The following is a 21,883-nucleotide window of genomic DNA, read 5'->3' as shown; positions in this document are numbered from 1 at the left end:
AGTATTCAGGCGATGCAGATGAAGGTATGCAACATGGCGGCCCTCGCGGGGCTGTGTCTGGCGCTTGCGATGGGGCAACCCGGCGCGTCCGGCGCCCAGCCTTTCGGCGATGATGTCCCGCTGACGGCGCTTGCCCGCCCGGTCGCCGCGCAATCGGAGATCGTCGATTTCGGGGCGGTGCTCCAGATCACGCTGGCGCTGAGCCAACCGGTGCCATGGCGCGTCTTCACCCTCGACGCGCCGCCCCGGCTGATCCTCGATTTCAACGAGGTCGACTTCACGGGCGCGGCTCTCGAGGAGCGGGTGGCAAGCGACCGAATCGCGGCCCTGCGGTATGGCGCCTTCGCCGAAGGGTGGTCGCGCATGGTGATCGCGCTCGCCGAGCCGATGATCGTCGAGACGGCCGGCCTGACCGCCGCGGGCCCGTCCGGCCGGGCGATCATGAAGCTTCAACTCGCACCGACCGATGCCAGGCGCTTCGCCGAACTCGCCGGCCCGCCGCCGGGGAGCGATCTGTCGCGGCCCAGGGCGGTGGAAATGCCGAAGGCCCGCGCGCGGCGCACCGGCGAGCGGCCGCTCAGGGTGGTCCTCGATCCCGGTCATGGCGGCATCGATCCGGGCGCGGAGGTCGATGCGCTCGACGAGGCGGACCTGATGCTGACCTTCGCGCTGGAGCTGGCGCAGGTGCTGCGGGCGGCCGGGATGGAAGTGTCGCTGACGCGCGAGGAGGATGTCTTCGTGCCGCTCGAGGCGCGGGTGAGCTTTGCGCGCAAGGTCGAGGCGGACGCGTTCCTGTCGCTGCATGCCGATGCGCTGGCGGAAGGCAATGCCTCCGGCGCGAGCGTCTACACGCTGTCCGCCGCGGCCACGGACGAGGCATCCGCGCGGCTGGCGGAGCGTCACGACAGGGCCGATCTGCTGTCGGGCGTGGACCTGACCTATCACGACGACGCGGTCGCAACCGTGCTCATGGACCTTGCCCGGCTCGAGACGGAGCCGCGATCGGACCGGCTTGCCGATGCGCTCGTCGCCGGGATCGCGGCGCAGACCGGGGATATGCACAAGCGGCCCCGTCTGCGCGCGGGCTTCTCGGTGCTCAAGGCGCCCGACATCCCATCGGCGCTGATCGAACTGGGGTTCCTGTCGAGCCGGAGCGATCTGGAACGGCTGACATCACCCGCATGGCGGGGCAGGGCCGCCGCCGGCATCCGGGACGCGCTTCTCGCCTGGGGCGAGGAGGATGCGCGCGAGGGCGAGTTGCTGCGCCGCTGAGTGCCGCGCTCGCGCGATTGTGCCCGCAAGGGCGCCGATCGGCCGGGTTTGCGCGCCTTGCGTTTTGACCGGGCCGCCGGCGAGGTCTATAGCAGGGGCATTCCCGGCAGGCGGGCCGGGAGACAGGCAGGAGACACGCCTTGATCCGTTTCGTCATATCCTTCTTCGGCGGCATATTCACGATGGTCACCCTCGGGGCCATCGGGGTTGCCCTGACCATCGGCGCGATCTTCTGGATGTATGGGCGTGACCTGCCCAACACCGATCAGCTGGCGAGCTATGCTCCGCCCACGATCAGCCGGATCTATTCGGGGGAGGGGCGGATCATCGACGAGTTCGCCGAGGAGCGTCGCCTCTTCGCGCCGGCCGCCGAGATCCCGGACATGGTCAAGCATGCCTTCATCTCTGCCGAGGACAAGAATTTCTATACCCACAAAGGCTATGATCCGCGCGGCATGGTCGCCGCGGCGATCGACGCGGCACGCGGCGGCGCGGTGCGCGGCGCCTCGACCATCACGCAGCAGGTCATGAAGAACTTCCTTCTCGGGGGGGAGCGTTCGGCCGAGCGCAAGGTCAAGGAGCTGATCCTCGCGAGCCGGATCGAGGGCACCTTGTCGAAGGACAAGATACTCGAGCTGTATCTCAACGAGATCTTCCTGGGGCAGAACTCCTTCGGGGTCGCGGCGGCCGCGCAGACCTATTTCAACAAGACCCTCTCACAGCTCGAGCCGCAGGAGGCCGCCTATCTCGCTGCCCTGCCGAAGGCGCCCTCGACCTATCACCCGGTGCGTGCCCGCGAACGGGCGATCTCGCGGCGCAACTTCGTGCTGCGCGAAATGTACGAGAACGGCTATATCGACGAGGAGGCCTATCGCAGCGCGCGGGTCGCACCGCTGCTCTCGGTTCAGAACGGCGATTTCGACAGTTTCAAATCGGCCCTGCCGCCGCGCGACTACTTCACCGACGAGATCCGCCGGCAGCTGAGCCGGGATTTCGGCGAAGGGGAGTTCTTCGGCGGGGGCATGGCGGTGCGCGCCACGCTCGACCCCGAATTGCAGGAAGTCGCCGCCTCCGCCCTGCGCCGCGGTCTCGAAAGCTATGACCGCGGCCTCGGACGCTGGCGCGGCAGCGGTTTGAGCCTGCCGGCCGAGGCGCTCGCCTCCGAGGAGGCATGGCGCGAGGCGCTGGCCGGAACCGACATCGCGCGCGATATCGACCTGGAAGCGCCCTGGCTTCCGGCGGTCGTACTCGAAGTCGGCGCCGAGCAGGCCCGCCTCGGGATCGAGGATACCGGCGCCGACGCGCCCCCGCCCGTGGTTCCGGCGCGCGACGTGGAATGGACCGGCAAGTCGCTTCCCGCGCTGCTGGAAGTGGGCGATGTCGTCCATGTGCGCCGGATGACCGCCGATGACGACGGCAGCTTCATCCGCTGGACGTTGCGCCAGGTTCCCGAGGTCGAGGGGGCGTTCACGGCGATGGACGTGCATACGGGCCGGGTCCTGTCGATGCAGGGCGGCTTTTCCTATCAGCATTCCGTGTTCAATCGCGCCACGCAGGCGACGCGCCAGCCCGGCTCGAGCTTCAAGCCCTTCGTCTATGCCGCCGCGCTCGATTCGGGCTTCTCGCCGGCCACGGTCGTGGTCGACGCGCCGATCGAGATCAACACGCCGCAGGGCCTGTGGCGGCCCAAGAACTATACCAACCGCTTCTATGGTCCGACCCCGCTGCGCACCGGGATCGAGCAGTCGCGCAACCTGATGACGGTGCGTCTGGCCGAGGAGATCGGCATGGAAACCGTCGCGCGCTATGCCGAGAAGTTCGGCGTCTACGACAACATGGGCCGCTTCCTGGCGAACTCGCTGGGCTCGGAGGAGACGACGCTCTACAAGATGGTCGCCGCCTACGCGATGTTCGCCAATGGCGGTGAGCGGGTCGAGCCCACCCTCGTGGACAGGGTGCAGGACCGCTACGGCAAGACCGTCTACAAGCACGATCCGCGCAGCTGCCTCGATTGCGACAGCGCCGCGCTGCCGCCCGGACAGGCGCCACGCATCGCCAGCGACCGCGAGCGGGTGATGGATGCGGTCACCGCCTACCAGCTGACCTCGATGATGCGCGGCGTGGTCGAGCGCGGCACCGCGAAGGGCCGCGTCAATCTCGACGTGCCCGTTGCCGGCAAGACCGGCACCACCAACGATTCCAAGGATGTCTGGTTCGTGGGCTTCACCAGCAACATCGCGGCGGGGTGCTATATCGGTCATGACCGGCCCCGCTCTCTGGGCCGGGGGGCCGCGGGCGGCACGATGTGCGGCCCGGTTTTCGACGAATACATGAAGAAGGCGACAGAGAAATACGGCGGTGGCCCCTTCGAGGTGCCCGAAGGCGGGCAGTTCATCAAGATCGATCGCCATACGGGCGCACGGCTCAGCGACGATGCCACGGGCGACAATGTCGTGGCCGAGTATTTCCGCCTGGGCGAGGAGCCGGTCTTCGGGGTTTCCTTCGATGGCGGTTTCGCGATGGGGGACAACCTGCCGCTCTTCTCAGAGCAGGGCAGCAATGTCGGCCAGCAGGTGCGCGATGCGACGGGCGCGGTGAAGGTGATCCCCAAGAAGAAAGCGACCTTCGGGACGCTCTCCTCGGGCGGCCTCTACTGACGGCACAACATGGCGCAGCGCTTGCTGCGCGCGCGCCCCGTTGCTATCAGCGGCGGGGCGAATTTTCACGCGGGAAGGACGACGAATGCGGGCTGAGACGCAGAACACGGTTCAGGCGATCGAGAAATCCCTGACGCTGCTGCGGCAGCGCATGGATTGGGAAACGGCGCCGCACCGGCTCGAGGAATTCAACGCGATGGTCGAGGATCCGGGCCTTTGGGACGATCCCGAAAAGGCGCAGAAACTGATGCGCGACCGGCAGAACCTCGTGGACACGATGGAGCGCTATACCGCGATGGCGCGCGAGCTTTCCGACAACGTCGAGCTGATCGAGCTGGGCGAGGCGGAGGAGGATGCCGAGGTCATCGCCGAGGCGGAAGCCGCCCTCAAGACGCTGCGCATGAGCGCCGAGAAGGCCGAGATCGAGGCGCTGCTGGACGGCGAAGCCGATGGCAATGACAGCTTTCTCGAGATCAATGCCGGCGCCGGTGGCACCGAGGCCTGCGACTGGGCGCAGATGCTGCAGCGCATGTATGTCCGCTGGGCCGAGAAGAAGGGCTACAAGGTCGAGCTGCAATCGGAGGAGGCTGGCGCCGAGGCCGGGATCAAGTCCGTCTCCTACAAGATCAGCGGGCAGAATGCCTATGGCTGGCTCAAGACCGAATCCGGCGTGCACCGCTTGGTGCGCATCTCGCCCTTCGGCAAGGGAACGCGCGAGACCTCGTTCGCAAGCGTCTGGGTCTACCCGGTCGTCGACGACAATATCGAGATCGAGGTCAATCCCTCCGACATCCGCCTCGACACCTACCGCTCCTCGGGCGCGGGCGGCCAGCACGTGAACACGACCGACTCGGCCGTGCGCATCACCCATATCCCCACCGGCATCGTCGTGACCTCCTCCGAGAAGTCCCAGCACCAGAACCGCGACATCGCGATGAAGGCGCTGAAGTCACGCCTCTACCAGATCGAGCTCGACCGCCGGAACGCCGCGATCACCGAGGCGCATGAGAACAAGGGATCGGCCGGCTGGGGCAACCAGATCCGCTCCTATGTGCTGCAGCCATACCAGATGGTGAAGGACCTGCGCACCTCGACGGAGACCTCCGACACGCAAGGCGTGCTCGACGGCGATCTCGACGCGTTCATGGCGGCTACGCTTGCCCTCGACGTGGCCGGCAAGAGCCGCGCCGAGGCGCAGGGCGAGGACTGATCCCTCCAGCTTCGACGGCGCCGCGATGGCGCGTGCCGTCCCACGCTCCGCCCACGGCCGGAAATGGCCGGTGGGCGGAGCGTGGGACCCGATGCTGCGGGTGTCATGGCGGCGCGCATGCCCGGCATCGAGGCCGTAGAGCCGAGACCGCGGCGGCCTTCGAACGCCCGATCACCCTGGCCCTCCGGCCGGTTCAAGGGCGGCACAGAGATCGAAAAGGGCGCCGCGGCTGGCAAGCCGGGCGCCCTTTTCGATTGCATTGAAACAGCTGTGTCAGCCTGCGGAGCGCGTGCCCTGCTCCTGGGGCGCGGGTTGACCCTGCGGACTACCGGAGCGGCCGCCACCGGAGGTGCTCAGCGGGTCTTCGCGGCGCGAAACGGAGCCTTCGAAATGCGCGCCGCTTTCGATCGCGATCGTCTTGTGGATGATGTCGCCCTCGACACGTGCGGTCGAGGTCAGGCGCACCTTGAGGCCGCGCACACGGCCGATCACGCGGCCGTTGACCACGACATCGTCGGCCATGACCTCACCCTTCACGGTCGCGCCTTCGCCAACGGTCAGCAGGTGGGCACGGATGTCGCCCTCGACATTGCCCTCGATCTGGACATCGCCCGTGGTCTTGATGTTGCCCTTGATCAGCAGGTCCGCCGAGAGGACCGACGCAGGGGGCTTGGACTTCGAGGCAGCAGCGGGAAGGGTCGTGGACGTCTTGGGTGCGTTCATCTCGTACTCGTTGGGGTGTTGCGCTGCGGTCTCGCCACCCTGCCGGGGGCCAGGCTCATGTATCTTGCTCTTAGAAAACATCTTTCGCTGCCTTGATATAGGTCATCGGGTTGACGGGTTTCCCGTCCACGCGGACTTCATAGTGAAGGTGGACGCCTGTCGAACGGCCCGTACTTCCCATATCACCGATGCGTTCACCGCGCGATACCCTTTGTCCCTTTTTGACCCGCAGCTTGGACTGGTGTGCGTAATATGTCTGGATCCCGAACTCGTGCTGGATCTTAACCAATTTGCCGAAACCCGAAGACCATCCCGAATGGATCACGACGCCATCGGCGGTCGAATAGATCGGCGTGCCGAGGCTCGCGGCGAAGTCGGTCCCGTTATGCATCCGTCCCCAGCGCGGCCCGAAACCGCTGGTGAAGCGAAAGGAATCCTTGATCGGAACCGCGAAGGGCGATTTCTGCGCGGCGATGCGATAGAGGTTCATCTTGTCGAGCTTCTCGAGGATCGAATTGGTCCTCATGCTGTTCGCATCGGGCGCCTGGCCCTTGGTCGAGAAGCTCATCGGGGTCAGCGGGCCACCGAGGCCCGAATAGCCGCGGCGCACCGTGGCCAGCAGCGATTCCGAATCGAGACCGGCCTTGCGGAACATCTTGTCGAGCGGCTCGACCGAAACGGACAAGGCATCCTCGAGCTTGGTGAAGATCTCGTCGTTGCGCTGCTCGGCGAGCCTGGCCTTGTGCATCATCTCCTCGACGAAGCGCTCGGCTTCGGCGGCCTCGTGCGCCATCGCGTCGCGCTGGCCGGAGGTCGCGTCGAGCGCGGCGCTCAGCATGTCGAGGGTGCTGGCCAGATCCTCGGCACCCGCCGCGGCATCCGCGGCCGCGCCGTCCTGTCCGGCAAGCTCGGCCTGCGCCGCACGCGCCATGTCGCGCTCCTTGAGGGTGCGGCGCAGCGTGTCCTGCGTCACTTCGATCCCGCGCTCGAGCTCGTGGCGGCGCAGCTCCGAATCCAGAAGGGCGGCCTGCATGTCGGATACCTGCGAAAGCGCGGCGTTGAACCGCTCATGCGCATCGCCCGCCTGGTGCAGGGCATTCTCGCGTTCCTGCGACAGGACGTTCAGGCGGTCTTCGTAGAGGATCTGCTCGCGCTGGGTCTGCTCGCGGACCGAGCCGGCCCCGATCGTGTCCATCAGCAGGATCGCCGAGGCGACGATCGACCAGCCGACGACGAGGGCGCTGCCACTCAGGGCGACAAGTTGTGTGGCCGGAGAGAGACGGATGAACCGCGTTTCGCGGTCCGATCTCAAAAAGAGTCGCTGTTCGGGAAATGCGCGTGCAAGAGCGGTGTCGATGAAAGCAAATCGCTTCTGAGTCACGAAGTATCCCCGTAGTAGCCATCCCCGCACGGTCGTTCGTTGGGAACTGACCGCGTGACTAGGGGTTAGCGACCCGATTGCATCACCGCAAGAAATTAACCGGCGGCCCTTGAAACTCGGCGGGATTACCGCCCGTATCGGCGATTTACCGCCGGTCCTCACTTGGCCGTGATGCTCCTTTAGGTTGAGCGAGACCGGATTACACTCTCAGACATGCACATTTCATACGGGGCGCGGCTCTTTCGGTGTATTGGCGCAGGGCTCCGTCATCGCGTATCGGCGATGGCATCATAAACGGCATCGACATGACCCGGCACCCGCACCCCGGTCCAGGAGGCCGCGATGCGGCCATCCGCGCCGATCAGAAAGGTGCTTCGCAGGATGCCCATATGCACGCGCCCGTAGAGCTTCTTCTCTCTCCACACGCCGTAGAGGGCGCAGACCCCATTCTCCGCCGGCTCCTGCGCATCCGACAGAAGCGGCACGCGCAGGGCATGTTTTTCCCGAAACCGGGCATGGCTCGCAAGGCTGTCGCGGGAGATGCCCCAGACCTGCGTTCCGAGTGCCGTGAACGCGTCCAGACGCTCGGAGAAGCCCCGCGCCTGCGCGGTGCAGCCCGCGGTGGCATCGCGCGGATAGAAGAAGAGAACGACACGCTGCCCGCGCTGATCGCTCAGGGTGAGCGGCGGGCCGTCATCGCGCGGCAGGGTGAAATCGGGGGCGATCTCGCCAGTTTCGGGCATCGGCGGCCTTTCGCTTCGCATGAGGGTTGCCTGTCGCAGACTGCGGTGGAACTTGGCGCAACTTCGCGAGAAGATAAAGCGGCGGCCGCGGGGCGGGGCCGGGAGAGCGAGGCCGAGGGCCCGAGTGCCGGGTGCGCATGGCGGCGGGGCGCGGGAATGCGGCCGCGCGGAACTGGATCGAAGGGGAGGCCCCGGTCACGATGGTCGAGACGGACGTGCGGCGCAGAAGGCGCAAGCCGGCCCCATGGCGCCCGATACGCGCGATCGTGCGCCTTGCCAGCGTACTGGCGGTCGCCCTTGCGCTCCTGCTTGCGGGGCTTTGGGCCAGCGGCGCGCCGCTCCATCTGCCCGGCGGTTTCGTCGAGCGGATCGAGGCGCGGCTGGCGCGCGCGGGGCTCGGGTTCGACATCGCCATCGACGACATCGTCTTCGCGATCGACGCCGAGGGCATTCCCCGCCTGACCGTTCGCGGCGTGGCCCTCTCGCCAAGGGGCGGGGCCGATCCGATCCGGCTCGAGACAGTGGGGGCGGCATTCTCGCCCGGCGGCATCCTGCGCGGACGCTTCGCACCGCGTATCCTTCGGCTCGAAGGTCTCGACATGGCGGTGCGGCGCGATGCGCAGGGCCGCTTGACCCTTGGCTTCGGGGGCGGAGGACAGGCGGTCCACGGTCCGGCCGAGGCGCTGGACGCGCTCGACGCGGCCCTTGCCGCGCAGGCCCTTGCCGGATTGCAGCGGATCGAGATCGCACGGAGCCGTGTCACGTTGCGCAGTGTCGAGGGCGACAGGAGCTGGCATCTCGAAGGCGGGGCCGCGCTGGACAGGCGCGCGGAGGGGGCCGAGTTGTCGCTCGATCTGACCGGTCCCGGCGGGGCGACGCTCTCGGGCCTCCTGACGACGGCCGCCGGCGATTCGAGCGCCGCGCTGCACGTGGAAATGCGCGATGTGGCCGCCTCGGACCTGGCGCCGCAATCGCCGGCATTGGCGCCGCTCGCCCTGCTCGATGCGCTGATCTCGGGCGAGGCGCGTGGACGCCTCGATGCCCAAGGGGCGCCGCGGGACCTGCAGGCGGCGCTGTCGATCGGCGCCGGCGTCCTGCGACCCGGCGCCTCGCGCGATCCGGTCCCCTTCGACGGCGCCCGCGCCGCGCTCCGCTTCGATCCCGCCGCCGGCCGGATCGACCTCGACGACGTGACCTTGCGCGGGCCGAGCCTCGATGCCGCGCTGTCGGGGCATGCCTATCTGCGCGATCCCGATGCGGCCGGCTTTCCGCGCGCGCTGCTCGCACAGCTCGACCTGCGCGATCTGACCTTCGAGCGGCGCGACATCTTCGGTGGCCCGGTACGGCTCGCGCGGGGCATCGCCGATCTGCGCGTGGGGCTCGATCCCCTGGAATTGCGCATCGGTCAGCTGGTCCTGCTCGAGGGTGATGGGCCGGGCATGGGCCGCATCGATGTGAGCGGGCAGGTGGCGGCCGCCCCAAACGGCTGGAGCGCGGCGCTCGACGTGACTTCGGAGCGACTCCCGAGAGAAATGATCTCCGCCTTCTGGCCGGTTCCCGTCGCGGCCAAGACGCGGGCCTGGCTCGACAAATACCTGCATGCGGCGGTGATCGAGGACGTGACGGCCGCGCTGCGCCTCTCGCCCGGCAAGCCGCCGCGCAGCGCCGCGAATTTCAGCTTTCGCGACGCCAGCGTGACCTTCCTCAAGCAGATGCCGCCGATCACCGGCGGGGCGGGATACGGCGCGTTTTCGGACGGGCGTTTCGTCATCCGGCTCGAGGAGGGCATCGTCACGCCGCGCATGGGCGGCCCGCTCGATCTTTCCGGCACGACGATGACCGTTCCCGACATCCGGCGCAAGCCGGCGCGGGGGGAGTTCTCCCTTGCCGCCGATGGCAGCATGACGGCCTTGCTGGCGCTGCTGGACCGCCCGCCCCTGAACGCGTTGAAGGCGAGCGGCCGCGCGCCGGACCTGGCAGAGGCGCAGGTCAGCGGCCGCGCAGAGATCGCCCTGGAGCTGCGCAAGGGCAACACGCCCGAGGACGTGATCTTCGACGCCCAGGCGATCCTCACGGACGTCTCCAGCGACCGGATCGTGAAAGGGCGGCGTCTGACGGCGCAGCGCCTCGTCGTCGCGGCCGATCCCGCCGCGCTGACCGTCTCGGGGGATGCCGCGATCGACGGGGTCGCGACCACCTTTCGCTGGCGGCAGCCCCTCACGGCGGGCGCCCGGGGCCGCAGCCGTGTGACCGGCAGCGTCGCCCTCGGCCCGCAGACGCTGCGCACCTTCGGGGTGGCGCTGCCCGCGGGGGTTGTCAGCGGCACGGGAACGGGGCGCTACACGCTCGATCTGGAACGCGGCGCGCCGCCCGCCCTGACGCTCGAAAGCGCATTGCGGGGCATCGCCCTTTCGGTGCCGGCGCTGGACTGGCGCAAGCCGGCGGGGCAGGCGGGCGAGCTGTCGCTCAGCGCCCGGCTCGGCGCGGCGCCCAAGGTCGAGCGCATCGCCCTCGCCGCGGCAGGGCTCGAGGCGCGCGGCAGCATCACGGCCGCGCCGGGCGGCGGGCTCGGCACGGCGCGGCTCGACAGGGTGCGGCTGAGGCCCTGGCTCGATGTCGCGGCCACGGTGACGGGACGCGGCGCGGGACGTCCCCCCGCCATCGCGCTGACCGGGGGGCGGCTCGATGCACGCGGCGCACCGCGCGGCGGGGGCAGGGAGGGCGGCGGGGGCCGGGCCGGGGGGGATGCGGCCGCGCATGGCCCCATCAGCCTTTCGCTCGACACGCTGCGCCTCACGGATACGATCGCGCTCTCGCCCTTCACCGCACAGATCGACGCGGGGCGCGGCTTTGACGGGCGGCTGAGCGGGCGGGTCAATGGCGGGGCGCGGGTCGCCGGCGCTCTGGTGAACACCGGGACGGGCACGGCGCTCCGGGTGACCGCGCCCGACGGCGGGGCGGTGCTGCGCGATGCGGGCATCACCGAGCGCGTGCATGACGGGCAGATGGAGCTGCGGCTGCAGCCGACTGGCGCGCCCGGCAGCTATGACGGGCGGCTGACGGTGCGCGGGCCAAGGGTGCGCGGCGCGCCGGCCCTCGCGGATCTTCTCGCCGCCATCAGCGTGGTCGGCCTGCTTGAGCAGCTGAACGGGCGCGGCATCGTGTTCGAGGACGCGACGGCCGATTTCGGATTGTCGCCCGGCCGCCTCGCGCTCTACAGCTCGAGCGCCGTCGGGGCCTCGCTCGGGATTTCCATGGACGGGGTCTATGACCTCGAGACCAAGCGGATGGACATGCAGGGCGTTGTCTCGCCGATCTACCTTCTCAACGGGATCGGATCGATCTTCACGCGGCGCGGCGAGGGGCTTTTCGGTGTCAGCTTCACCCTGGCCGGATCGGCGGGTGCGCCGGATGTCGGGGTCAACCCGCTATCGCTCCTGACGCCCGGAATGTTCCGCGAGATCTTCCGAAAGCCGCCACCAAGCCGTAACTAGCGCCTCGAATCCCTGCGGAGGCACAGATGAAGCTCAGCGATTTCGATTTCGATCTGCCCGAGACGCTGATCGCGACGCGGCCGGCGCGGCCGCGCTCCTCGGCGCGCTTGCTGGTGGACAGCGCCGGCGAGATCACCGATGCGGTGATGGGTGATCTCCCGGACTGGCTGCGCCCCGGCGACCGGCTGGTGCTCAACGACACGAAGGTCATCCCCGCGCGCCTGAACGGGATACGCCTGCGCAAGGGGCAGGGCGGGCAACAGGATGGCGCGGCGCGGATCGAGGCGACATTGCTCGAGCCGCGTGCCGATGGAAGCTGGCGCGCCCTCGTCAAGCCGCTGCGCAAGATCCGCGATGGCGAGCGCATCCTCTTCTCCGAGGACCTGAGCGCGGTGGTGCTCGGGCGTGAGGAGGGTGCCGCGTTTCTCGATTTCGACCGGCGCGGTGCCGATTTCGACGACGCGCTTAGCCGGGCCGGTGCGATGCCGCTGCCGCCCTATATCGCCGCCAGGCGCGCGGCGGACGTGCAGGATGCCGAGGATTACCAGACCGTCTGGGCGCGGCGCAGCGGCGCGGTCGCCGCCCCGACCGCCTCGCTGCATTTCGATGAAGGGCTTCTGGATGCAGTGCGCCGGCGCGGGGTCGAGCTGACCTATGTGACGCTGCATGTCGGGGCGGGCACCTTCCTGCCGGTCAAGGTCGAGGATGTCAGCACCCACAAGATGCATGCCGAATGGGGGGAAGTGACACCGGATGCCGCGGCGCAGATCGCACGGACCCGCGCCGAGGGCGGCCGGGTGATCCCGGTCGGCACGACGGCGATGCGGCTCCTGGAATCGGCGGCGCGCGACAGCGGGGCGATCGCGCCCTGGCGCGGCGAGACCGACATCTTCATCACCCCCGGTTTCGAGTTCAAGGTCTGCGACGGGCTCATGACGAATTTCCACCTGCCCAAATCGACCCTGATGATGCTGGTCTCCGCGCTGATGGGGCAGGACGAGATCAAGCGCGTCTATGCCCATGCGATCGCCGAGCGCTACCGGTTCTTCTCTTACGGCGACGGGTCCCTGCTGCTGCCGAAGGGCTAGGGCCGGGGCCGTTCGGGGCCGTTCGGGGGGGGGGCACTCCGCGGAGCCGCGAAGGGCGTACCCGCTTCCCGGCTGTGGATGCACCGTGACCTGCCGTGGGCGGGGGATGTCGGCAAAATCCGGTCGTGACGCGAAGCGAGGGGCGAAATTGCTTGTTCTCGGCGCGTTTCTCTAGTCTCGCTCGCCGCGAACGGGCAATGGACGAATCGAAGGGGTCAATCATGCTGCAGGTTCTTGGAAGCGCATGGGCGCTGCTTCTCGGCATGTTGTTCCTGATGATCGGCAACGGCATGCAGGGCACGCTTCTGGGTGTGCGCGGCGCCCTCGAGGGCTTCTCGACCTTCGAGATGTCGATCGTGATGTCGGCCTATTTCCTCGGCTTTCTCGGCGGATCACAGCTCGCGCCGAGCATGATCCGGCGTGTCGGCCACGTGCGGGTCTTTGCCGCGCTGGGCTCGTTCATCTCCGCGATCCTGATCCTCTACCCGACCCTGACCGACCCCTGGGCCTGGGCCTTGCTGCGCATCGCGGTCGGCTTTTGCTTCTCCGGCGTCTACGTGACCGCGGAAAGCTGGCTCAACAACGCGGCCACCAACGAGACACGGGGTCAGTCGCTCTCGCTCTACATGATCGTGCAGATGGGCGGCATCGTGATCGCGCAGGGCCTCCTGGTGCTGGGCGATCCGTCGGGATTCGTCCTCTTCGTGATCCCCTCGGTGCTCGTGTCGCTGAGCTTTGCGCCGATCCTCCTGTCGATCAATCCGACCCCGGCTTTCGACACGACAAAGCCGATGAGCCTTCGACAACTCTACAATTTCTCGCCGCTGGGCTGCGTGGGCATGTTCATCATGGGCGGCGTCTTCTCGGCGCAATTCGGCATGGCCTCCGTCTATGCCACGCAGATCGGCATGACCGTGCCGCAGGTCGCAAGCTTCATGGCGGCGATCTACCTCGGCGGGATGCTGCTGCAATATCCCATCGGCTACCTGTCGGACCGCTTCGACCGGCGGCCCCTGATCTTCGCGGCGGCCCTGCTGGGCGGCCTCTCCAGCCTCGCAGGTGTATGGCTGGGCGGCAGCTACACGGTGCTCCTCGTCGTCGGCTTCCTGCTGGGCGGACTGTCGAACCCGCTCTACGCGCTGCTCATCGCCTATACCGCCGATTACCTTGACCAGGAAGACATGGCGGCCGCGTCCGGCGGGCTCCTTTTCATCAACGGTGTCGGCTCGGTGACGGGGCCGCTCGCGACCGGTATCGCGATGGAGGAGTTCGGACCCGATGGCTTCTGGTTCTTCGTCGGTGCCCTGATGCTGGCAATGGCAGGCTATGCTCTGTGGCGCATGACGCGACGCGCCGCGCCCACTGCCGATAGCGGCTCGGCCTACGTGTCGATCCTGCCGAGCGCGACCGCCGTCTCTCTCGGCGCCGCGCAGGAGTGGGTGTCCGAGCAGGATGCCGAGGATCGCGAGGAAGAGGAAGGCAGGGCAAGCACCGCCACCGGGTTGTGAGCGAAGCTTGATGCTGCGAAACATCGTCTTGAAGAGATGTGTAAAGAGGTCGGAGAGCACCCCATGACAACGCCGCAGGACATCCTCGATTTCTGGATCGACGAGGTCGGTCAGGACCGCTGGTACGACGTCGATGAGGCGCTCGACACGAGCATTCGCGCACGCTTCGCACCGGCATGGGAGGCCGCCCGGGACGGCGGAATGACGGATTGGCTCGCCGATCCGCGCAGCGCGCTCGCCTATATCATCCTCACCGATCAGTTCCCGCGCAACATGTTCCGCGGCGAGGGCCGGGCCTTCGCCACCGACGGTCTCGCGCTCGGGGCGGCCAAGGCGGCGATCGGACGGGAATGGGACCTGCGCATCGCGGCGCCGGAGCGGCAGTTCTTCTACCTGCCGCTGATGCACTCGGAGAATCTCGTGGATCAGGATCGCTGCGTGCGGCTGATGCTCAGCCGGATGCCGGATGGCGGCGCCGGCAACCTGCTTCACGCGCGCGCGCATCGCGAGGTGATCCGCAAATTCGGACGGTTCCCCTATCGCAATGATGCGCTCGGACGGCAGAGCAAGCCGGTGGAGCGCGAGTATCTCGATGCCGGCGCCTATGGCGCGACGGTGCGCGCGCTGCAATCGGAGGGGTGACCACGCGCGAGCCGGGCCGCCCCATCGGCGCCCGGTCGCGGGCCCGCAGTGCCACGCCACGCCCCCACGGCTGCGTGCCATCGTCGCATGGCCCCGGGGAAATCCGCGCCCATGGCGTGATATAGCGGATGGGGAATTACGGTTTTCCGCAACCGTTCCCTGTGCGTTCTCTTTTTTCACTTGGGTTCCGCGCCGCCGGCTCCTATCTGTTGCACATTCGCGAAGAGGTGGGACATGGCCGAGTTGAAGCAGATCGAGGTGCGCGGCGCGCGCGAACACAACCTCAAGAACATCGACGTGGACATTCCGCGTGACCAGCTCGTGGTGATCACCGGCCTGTCGGGCTCCGGCAAGTCGAGCCTTGCCTTCGACACGATCTACGCCGAGGGGCAGCGGCGCTATGTCGAGAGCCTGTCGGCCTATGCGCGCCAGTTCCTCGACATGATGGGCAAGCCCGATGTCGATCACATCTCCGGCCTGAGCCCCGCGATCAGCATCGAGCAGAAGACGACCAGCAAGAACCCGCGCTCGACCGTCGGCACCGTCACCGAGATCTACGACTACCTGCGTCTGCTCTTCGCGCGGGCCGGCACCCCCTACAGCCCGGCGACGGGGCTGCCCATCGAGGCGCAGCAGGTCCAGGACATGGTCGACCGCATCATGGCGCTGCCGGAGGGCACGCGCGGCTACCTGCTCGCGCCGATCGTGCGTGACCGCAAGGGTGAGTATCGCAAGGAATTCCTCGAGCTGCGCAAGCAGGGATTCCAGCGTGTGAAGGTCGACGGCACCTTTTACGAGCTCGACGAGCCGCCGACCCTCGACAAGAAGTTCCGCCATGACATCGACGTGGTCGTGGACCGGATCGTGGTGCGCGAGGGGCTCGAGACGCGGCTGGCCGACAGCCTGCGCACCGCGCTCGACCTCGCCGATGGCATCGCCCTCGTCGAGACGGCACCGCGCGCGGAGGAGGGCGAGACCCCAGCGGAGCCCGAGCGGATCACCTTCTCGGAGAATTTCGCCTGTCCGGTCAGCGGCTTCACCATTCCCGAAATCGAGCCGCGGCTCTTCTCGTTCAACGCGCCCTTCGGCGCCTGTCCCGCCTGCGATGGGCTGGGGATGGAGTTGTTCTTCGACGAGCGCCTCGTGGTGCCCGACCAGAACCTCAAGATCGGCGACGGGGCCATCGCGCCGTGGCGCAAGGGCAAATCCCCGCATTTCACCCAGACGATCCAGTCGATCGCCAAGCATTACGGATTCAGCCCCTCGACCCGCTGGAAGGACCTGTCGGAAGAGGTGCAGCAGGTTTTCCTGCAAGGCTCGGGCAAGACCGAGATCAGCTTTCGCTACGACGAGGGCGGGCGCGTCTATACCGTCAGCCGGCCGTTCGAGGGGGTCATCCCCAACATGGCGCGCCGCTACCGCGAGACCGACAGCGCCTGGGTGCGCGAGGAATTCGAGCGCTATCAGAACAACCGGCCTTGCGGCACCTGCGGCGGCTACCGTCTGCGGCCCGAGGCACTCGCGGTCAGGATCGCGGACCATCATGTGGGCGCGGTGGTCGAGAAATCGATCCGAGACGCGCTCGAATGGTGCGACACGGTTCCCCAGACGCTGAGCCAGCAGAAGAACGAGATCGCGCGTGCCATCCTGAAGGAGATCCGCGAGCGTCTTGGTTTTCTGAACAATGTCGGGCTCGAATACCTGACGCTGAGCCGCAATGCCGGCACGCTCTCGGGCGGTGAGAGCCAGCGGATCCGGCTGGCGAGCCAGATCGGCTCGGGGCTGACAGGCGTGCTCTACGTGCTGGACGAGCCCTCCATCGGCCTGCATCAACGCGACAACGACCGGCTTCTGACGACGCTGAAGAACCTGCGCGATCAGGGCAATACCGTGATCGTCGTCGAGCATGACGAGGAAGCGATCCGCGAGGCCGACTACGTCTTCGACATCGGCCCCGGCGCGGGCGTTCATGGTGGCAGCGTGGTGGCCCATGGCACACCGCAGCAGATCGTCGACAATCCCGCCTCCGTCACCGGCGACTACCTTGCCGGGCGGCGCGAAATCGCGGTTCCGCAGACAAGACGCAAAGGCAACAAGAAGAAGATCAGCGTCGTGAAGGCGGTGGGGAACAACCTTCGCGGGATCTCGGTCGATTTCCCGCTGGGCAAGTTCGTCTGCGTCTCGGGCGTGTCTGGGGGCGGCAAATCCACGCTCACCATCGAGACCCTGTTCAAGACGGCTTCGATGCGCCTGAACGGGGCGCGCCAGACGCCCGCCCCTTGCGAGACGATCAAGGGGCTCGAGCATCTGGACAAGGTGATCGACATCGACCAGCGCCCCATCGGGCGTACGCCGCGGTCCAACCCCGCGACCTATACCGGGGCCTTCACGCCGATCCGCGACTGGTTCGCGGGCCTGCCCGAGTCGAAGGCACGCGGCTACAAGCCCGGCCGCTTCAGCTTCAACGTCAAGGGCGGCCGCTGCGAGGCCTGCCAAGGCGATGGCGTGATCAAGATCGAGATGCATTTCCTGCCGGATGTCTACGTGACCTGCGAGACGTGCGACGGCCAGAGATACAATCGCGAAACCCTGGAGATTCGTCACAAGGGCAAGAGCATAGCGGACGTTCTTGATATGACGGTTGAAGACGCGCAGGGCTTCTTCCAGGCCGTTCCGTCGATCCGGGAGAAGATGGACGCATTGATGCGGGTGGGTCTCGGTTACATCAAGGTCGGACAACAGGCGACCACGCTGTCAGGCGGCGAGGCGCAGCGCGTGAAGCTGTCGAAAGAGCTGGCGCGGCGCTCGACCGGTCGCACTCTCTACATCCTGGACGAGCCGACGACGGGCCTGCATTTCGAGGATGTGCGCAAGCTGCTGGAAGTGCTGCACGAGCTGGTGGAGCAGGGCAATTCGGTCGTGGTGATCGAACACAATCTCGACGTCATCAAGACTGCGGACTGGATCATCGACATCGGTCCCGAAGGGGGTGATGGCGGGGGGCAGGTGGTGGCCGAAGGCACGCCCGAGACGGTCGCCGAAGTCGCCGAGAGCCACACCGGTCACTATCTCAAGCCGATGCTCTCACCGCGCGAGATCGCGGCCGAATGAGGTGATGGTCCCGGCCTGCCGCCGGGACCGCGCCGATGCTCAGTTGATCGTGACGCTGCCAAGGGGCAGGAAATCCAGGACTTCGCCGGTCGTGTCGTCGATGACCACGGCCGCGTCGCCGATGCGCAGGTAGCTCCGGGGCGCGGTCACGGCCGGCAATCCGAAAAGCGCGGGATCCCGCAGGCCAACATATTGCGCACGCACCGCCCCATCGAGGCGTTCGCCGCGGGTGATGCGCTGTCCGTCATCGAGGCTGACCGATTGCAGCTGGGGGCGCACCGTCTTCGCACCGCCCGCGATTGTCGTGGTGGAGCGCGTCTGCGTTCCGGGCGCGGCGATCATCTCGGGCGCCTCGGTGTCGAGCATGATCCGGCGCGGCATGGTCTCGATCGCGGTGATGGTCTGCGACCGCCGGCTTGCAGCTGCCGGATCGGTCCGCTCGTCGGTCGAAATTACGGTGCGCCGCGGATCGATCTCGATCGGGGCGTTGCCGCGTGTTGTCATGGCAAGTCCCGGCGGGGCCGGACGCGGGAAGGGGCTGACACGGGGCGCGATGCTCGATGCGGGAATGGCCGGAGCGGCCGGCGCGGGAGCGGGGGCCGCCCGTGCCGCCGTTTCCGCAGGACGGGCTGCCGGAATTTGCGGATCGAGCAGGATGGTCCGCTTGCCACCCTGAAGCCCCTTGATCTCGACGGCGATCGTGCCGTCGTCGTGATCCTTGGCCTTCTTATGCTTGATCTTGATCTTTCCCTTGTCGCAAAGGCCCTCGCGCTGCAGCAAGGCAGGGCATGCGATCTCGATCTTCGCCTTGCCGCCCTTCTTTTCCTTGTGCTCCTTGGCTGCCGCTGGAATGGCGGTCAATGACAGGGATGCCGCCACGAGGGCGAGGGCAAGACTTGGTTTCATGACGCATCCTCCGGGAGCTTGGCCTGTCTGGAACCCGGCGGTGTCCGCTCCGGTTCCCCCCGGGCCTCCAGTCGGGATCGGAGATACCCTGCTTTCAGGCGTCCAGTTCGACCCAGACGGGGACGTGGTCCGACGGCTTGTCACGGCCGCGCTGCTCCGCCTCGATCCAGCATTCGACGAGGAGGTCGGCACAGTCGGGGGTCATGAGAACGTGATCGATCCTGATCCCGTGATTACGGTCCCAGGCCCCGGCCTGGTAATCCCAGAAGCTGTAATGTCCTGGCCCCTGGACCCTCGCGCGGAAGGCCTCGGTAAAGCCGAGATTGAGGATCCGGCGGAAGGCATCGCGGCTTTCGGGGCGCGCCAGCGCATCCTCGCGCCAGACCTCGGGACGGGCGGCATCCTCGTCCATCGGGATGATGTTGTAGTCGCCTGCCATAAGAGCCGGCTCCTGCGCGTCCAGAAGCGCGCGGGCCCGCACGGCGAGGCGCTCCATCCAGGCAAGCTTGTAGTCGTATTTGGGACCCGGCGCAGGATTGCCGTTCGGCAGGTAGAGGTTGCACAACCGGATCGCGCGCGTTCCGATCACCGTGGCCTCGATCCATCGGGCCTGAGGGTCGTCGTCATCTCCCGGCAGGCCGCGCGTCACATCCTCGAGGGGCAGGCGCGACAGGAATGCCACCCCGTTGAACCCCTTCTGCCCATGCGTCTCGACGGTGTATCCCATGTCCTCGAAATGGGCGCGGGGGAATCCCTCGTCCACGGACTTGATCTCCTGCAGCATCGCGACGTCGGGCTTGCTCGCCTCGAGCCATGCCGACAGGGTGTCGATCCGCGCCTTGACGCCGTTGATGTTGAACGTCGCGATCTTCATGGATCCTCCGGTGATCTGATCATCTGGTGCACAGCTTGCGCGGGCCGCTATAGGGTTGGAACGTGCAATCCGACACATCGAAGGAGCGATAGGCGCGCCGGCAGGCGGTGACGTTGCATTGCGCCGGGGCGGGGGTGGTCTCGAGGCTCTTTGCGCCCCCCACTGTCGTCGCATCGGCAAGGTTCAGTCCGACGATCATGAACTCGGACCAGATCTGCGCCGGCAGGCCTCCGCCCGTCACGCCGTCCATGGGCGTGTTGTCGTCATTGCCGATCCAGACGCCGGTGATCAGATCGCCGCTCCAGCCGATGAAAAGCGCATCGCGGCTTTCCTGCGTCGTGCCGGTCTTGCCGGCCGCAGGCTGGGTCAGGGCCGCGCGGCGTCCCGTCCCGTCGTCGATCACCCGGCGCAGGAGGGTGGCCATGTCCTGGCGTGCGGCCATGATCCTGTCGATCTGCGGCCCGGAGGCGCCGGGAACGGGATTGAGCGCAATGCGATCCTGCCCGGCCATTCCGGATGCGGAGCGGATCCCGAAGGCCTCGAACGGGATGCGCCCCGTCGCGATCGCGCCATAGGCCTCGGTCATCTCGATCAGCGGTATCTCCGAGGCGCCGAGCGCAAGGGCCGGCGTCTGTCGCAGCTCCGTGTCGATTCCGAGGGTCCGGGCGGTCTGCGCGATACGGTCCAGTCCGACGGTCATCGCCATGTTCACCGTCGCCGCGTTCAGCGAGGCGGCAAACGCGTCGAGCATCGTGACCTCGCCGCGGTAGCGGCCGTCGAAATTCACGGGCGTGTAGCCGTCGATGTCGAGCTGCCGGTCCAGGATGCGGTCGCCCGGTTCGAACCCTTCGGCGAGCGCGGCGAGATAGACGATCGTCTTGAAGGTGGAGCCGGGCTGCCGCAGAGCGTCGACGGCACGGTTGAACTGGCTCTCGCCGTAGTCGCGCCCGCCGACCATCGCCGCCACGGCACCGTCGGGGCGCAGCGCGACCAGCGCGGCCTGCGCCCCGCTCCCCGCGGCGGCGAGATGCTGCTCGATGATGCGCTCGGCGGCCACCTGCAGGTCCGGCTCGAGCGTGGTGCGCAGGAGGCTCACGCCGCGCGGCGCGGGGGCAAGGGTTTCGGCGCTCCGGGTGATCCAGTCCGAGAACCAGGTGCCGTAGCGAATGGCCGGGGGGCGTGGCACCAGCGCGGCCATCTCGTCGCGGGCCTGCCCCGCTTCGTCCGCATCGATGCGCCCCTGTGCCTCCATCGCGTCCAGCACGAGCGCGCCGCGCGCGCGCAACGCTTCGAGATCGGCCAGGGGATTGACCACGCTGGGCGCCTGGATCATGGCGGCGAGGGCCGCCGATTGGGCAAGGGTGACGTCCTCGGGGGCACTGTCGAAATAGATCCGCGCCGCCGCCGGGACCCCCGTCGCGCCCGAGCCGAGATAGACCGAGTTGAGGTAAGCCTCGAGGATCTGCTCCTTGCTGTCGCGGCGTTCGAGCTGCCGGGTCAGGATCGCCTCGTGAAGCTTGCGCGAGAGGCTGCGCTCGGGGGCGAGATAACTGATCTTCACGAGCTGCTGCGTCAGCGTGCTGCCGCCTTCCGCGATGCCGCCCGAGCGGATGTTGCGCAGCAACGCACGGGCGATCGCCTCGATATCGATCCCGCCATGCTGAAAGAAGCGCCGGTCCTCGATCGCGATCACCGCATCGACCAGGTGCCGTGGAAAGGTGTCGAGCGGGGCATAGGCCGACGGAACGGCGCCGCGGATGATCAGGGGGGCGCCATGCGCATCCTCGAAAACCTGCCTGTCCTCGGCGCGCGCCCCCATCTCCTCGAGGTTCGGGAGCAGGATATGCGCCATGGCGGCTGAGAGGGCGATGATGACCGGCAGCGACAGGAGCGCCGCGCCCATGAGGCGGCGAAGGCGCCGGCGCCCGAATGGCGGTGATGCGGGCGCGCCGCTCTCCGGGCCGCGCGGGGCAGGGGATCGCGCCGGGGACGCACGTCTTTCGCTTTTCGTGGTTTTCGCCGCGAGACGGGACCAAAGGAGCCTTCCGCCCCGCTGCAGGGCCCCTGCACCCAGCGCCGCCCCCCGCCGCGCGTCGCGCAGCACCGCCTTGCCGAAGGCACGCCCCGCCGCGACACTGCTTTGAGAAGACCCGTCGCCGCGCTCTTGCGCATTCGTGCCGCTTTCGTCTTCGGTCTTGCTCATCGGCGCCCCGCGCTCGGTATCGATGCCGCCGCGCGAGGCGAAGCGGCGCATGCCCGCGCGGGGCGCGATGT

The 21,883-nt window shown here is 67.7% G+C and carries 14 protein-coding genes; 8 read left to right on the top strand and 6 right to left on the bottom strand.

Annotated features, from left to right (window positions below):
* The first annotated feature begins 12 nt into the window (after window positions 1–12).
* The 3 genes from PMES_RS00695 to prfB all read left to right on the top strand — a co-directional run bounded on the left by PMES_RS00695 (window position 13) and on the right by prfB (window position 5,139).
* On the top strand, window positions 13–1,272 hold the full coding sequence (locus tag PMES_RS00695; protein ID WP_236549643.1) for an N-acetylmuramoyl-L-alanine amidase: 1,260 nt from the start codon (window positions 13–15) through the stop codon (window positions 1,270–1,272).
* Window positions 1,273–1,412: 140 nt separating this feature from the next.
* Window positions 1,413–3,929 carry a penicillin-binding protein 1A gene (locus PMES_RS00690; RefSeq protein WP_159963599.1) on the top strand — a complete coding sequence of 839 codons (2,517 nt, stop codon included), beginning with the start codon at window positions 1,413–1,415 and terminating at the stop codon, window positions 3,927–3,929.
* 85 nt (window positions 3,930–4,014) lie between these two features.
* On the top strand, window positions 4,015–5,139 hold the full coding sequence (gene prfB / locus PMES_RS00685; RefSeq protein ID WP_159963598.1) for a peptide chain release factor 2: 1,125 nt from the start codon (window positions 4,015–4,017) through the stop codon (window positions 5,137–5,139).
* 273 nt (window positions 5,140–5,412) lie between these two features.
* Here prfB and PMES_RS00680 read toward each other — a convergent pair whose 3' ends face one another.
* The 3 genes from PMES_RS00680 to PMES_RS00670 form a co-directional block, all read right to left on the bottom strand.
* Entirely contained in the window at window positions 5,413–5,862 is a 450-nt protein-coding gene (locus PMES_RS00680; protein ID WP_438943216.1) for a bactofilin family protein, read from the bottom strand.
* Between the two features lie 70 nt (window positions 5,863–5,932).
* Window positions 5,933–7,243 (bottom strand): M23 family metallopeptidase, encoded by a 1,311-nt coding sequence (locus PMES_RS00675; protein WP_201288933.1) that lies wholly within the window; start codon window positions 7,241–7,243, stop codon window positions 5,933–5,935.
* A gap of 266 nt (window positions 7,244–7,509) precedes the next feature.
* Window positions 7,510–7,986, bottom strand: a complete 477-nt coding sequence (locus PMES_RS00670; protein WP_159963596.1) for a peroxiredoxin — start codon at window positions 7,984–7,986, stop codon at window positions 7,510–7,512.
* A 200-nt stretch (window positions 7,987–8,186) separates the two neighbouring features.
* Between PMES_RS00670 and PMES_RS00665 the strand changes: the two genes are divergently transcribed.
* From PMES_RS00665 to uvrA, 5 genes are all read left to right on the top strand, one after another.
* Window positions 8,187–11,480: a YhdP family protein gene (locus PMES_RS00665; protein ID WP_159963595.1), complete on the top strand. Its 3,294-nt coding sequence runs from the start codon at window positions 8,187–8,189 to the stop codon at window positions 11,478–11,480.
* Window positions 11,481–11,506: 26 nt separating this feature from the next.
* Complete coding sequence (gene queA, locus PMES_RS00660) at window positions 11,507–12,568, top strand: tRNA preQ1(34) S-adenosylmethionine ribosyltransferase-isomerase QueA (RefSeq protein WP_159963594.1); 1,062 nt, start codon at window positions 11,507–11,509, stop codon at window positions 12,566–12,568.
* A 221-nt stretch (window positions 12,569–12,789) separates the two neighbouring features.
* Window positions 12,790–14,076 carry an MFS transporter gene (locus PMES_RS00655; protein WP_159963593.1) on the top strand — a complete coding sequence of 429 codons (1,287 nt, stop codon included), beginning with the start codon at window positions 12,790–12,792 and terminating at the stop codon, window positions 14,074–14,076.
* Window positions 14,077–14,139: 63 nt separating this feature from the next.
* Window positions 14,140–14,718 carry a DUF924 family protein gene (locus tag PMES_RS00650; protein ID WP_159963592.1) on the top strand — a complete coding sequence of 193 codons (579 nt, stop codon included), beginning with the start codon at window positions 14,140–14,142 and terminating at the stop codon, window positions 14,716–14,718.
* A 234-nt stretch (window positions 14,719–14,952) separates the two neighbouring features.
* Window positions 14,953–17,829, top strand: coding sequence for an excinuclease ABC subunit UvrA (uvrA, locus tag PMES_RS00645; protein ID WP_159963591.1), 2,877 nt, complete (start codon window positions 14,953–14,955; stop codon window positions 17,827–17,829).
* A gap of 39 nt (window positions 17,830–17,868) precedes the next feature.
* On the opposite strand, the gene PMES_RS00640 is transcribed toward uvrA, so the two are convergent.
* The 3 genes from PMES_RS00640 to PMES_RS00630 form a co-directional block, all read right to left on the bottom strand.
* Entirely contained in the window at window positions 17,869–18,735 is an 867-nt protein-coding gene (locus PMES_RS00640; protein WP_159963590.1) for a hypothetical protein, read from the bottom strand.
* 94 nt (window positions 18,736–18,829) lie between these two features.
* The gene (gene xth / locus PMES_RS00635; RefSeq protein ID WP_159963589.1) at window positions 18,830–19,609 is read right to left on the bottom strand and encodes an exodeoxyribonuclease III; all 780 of its coding nucleotides are present in this window, start codon (window positions 19,607–19,609) and stop codon (window positions 18,830–18,832) included.
* Window positions 19,610–19,628: 19 nt separating this feature from the next.
* Window positions 19,629–21,812 (bottom strand): PBP1A family penicillin-binding protein, encoded by a 2,184-nt coding sequence (locus tag PMES_RS00630; protein ID WP_159963588.1) that lies wholly within the window; start codon window positions 21,810–21,812, stop codon window positions 19,629–19,631.
* Between the last annotated feature and the right edge of the window lie 71 nt (window positions 21,813–21,883).

The sequence above is a fragment of the Profundibacterium mesophilum KAUST100406-0324 genome, from assembly GCF_009835145.1.
In the GTDB taxonomy this organism is placed as follows: domain Bacteria; phylum Pseudomonadota; class Alphaproteobacteria; order Rhodobacterales; family Rhodobacteraceae; genus Profundibacterium; species Profundibacterium mesophilum.
Note: the sequence above shows the minus strand (reverse complement) of the source record. Positions and strands in the feature narration are given on the sequence as shown.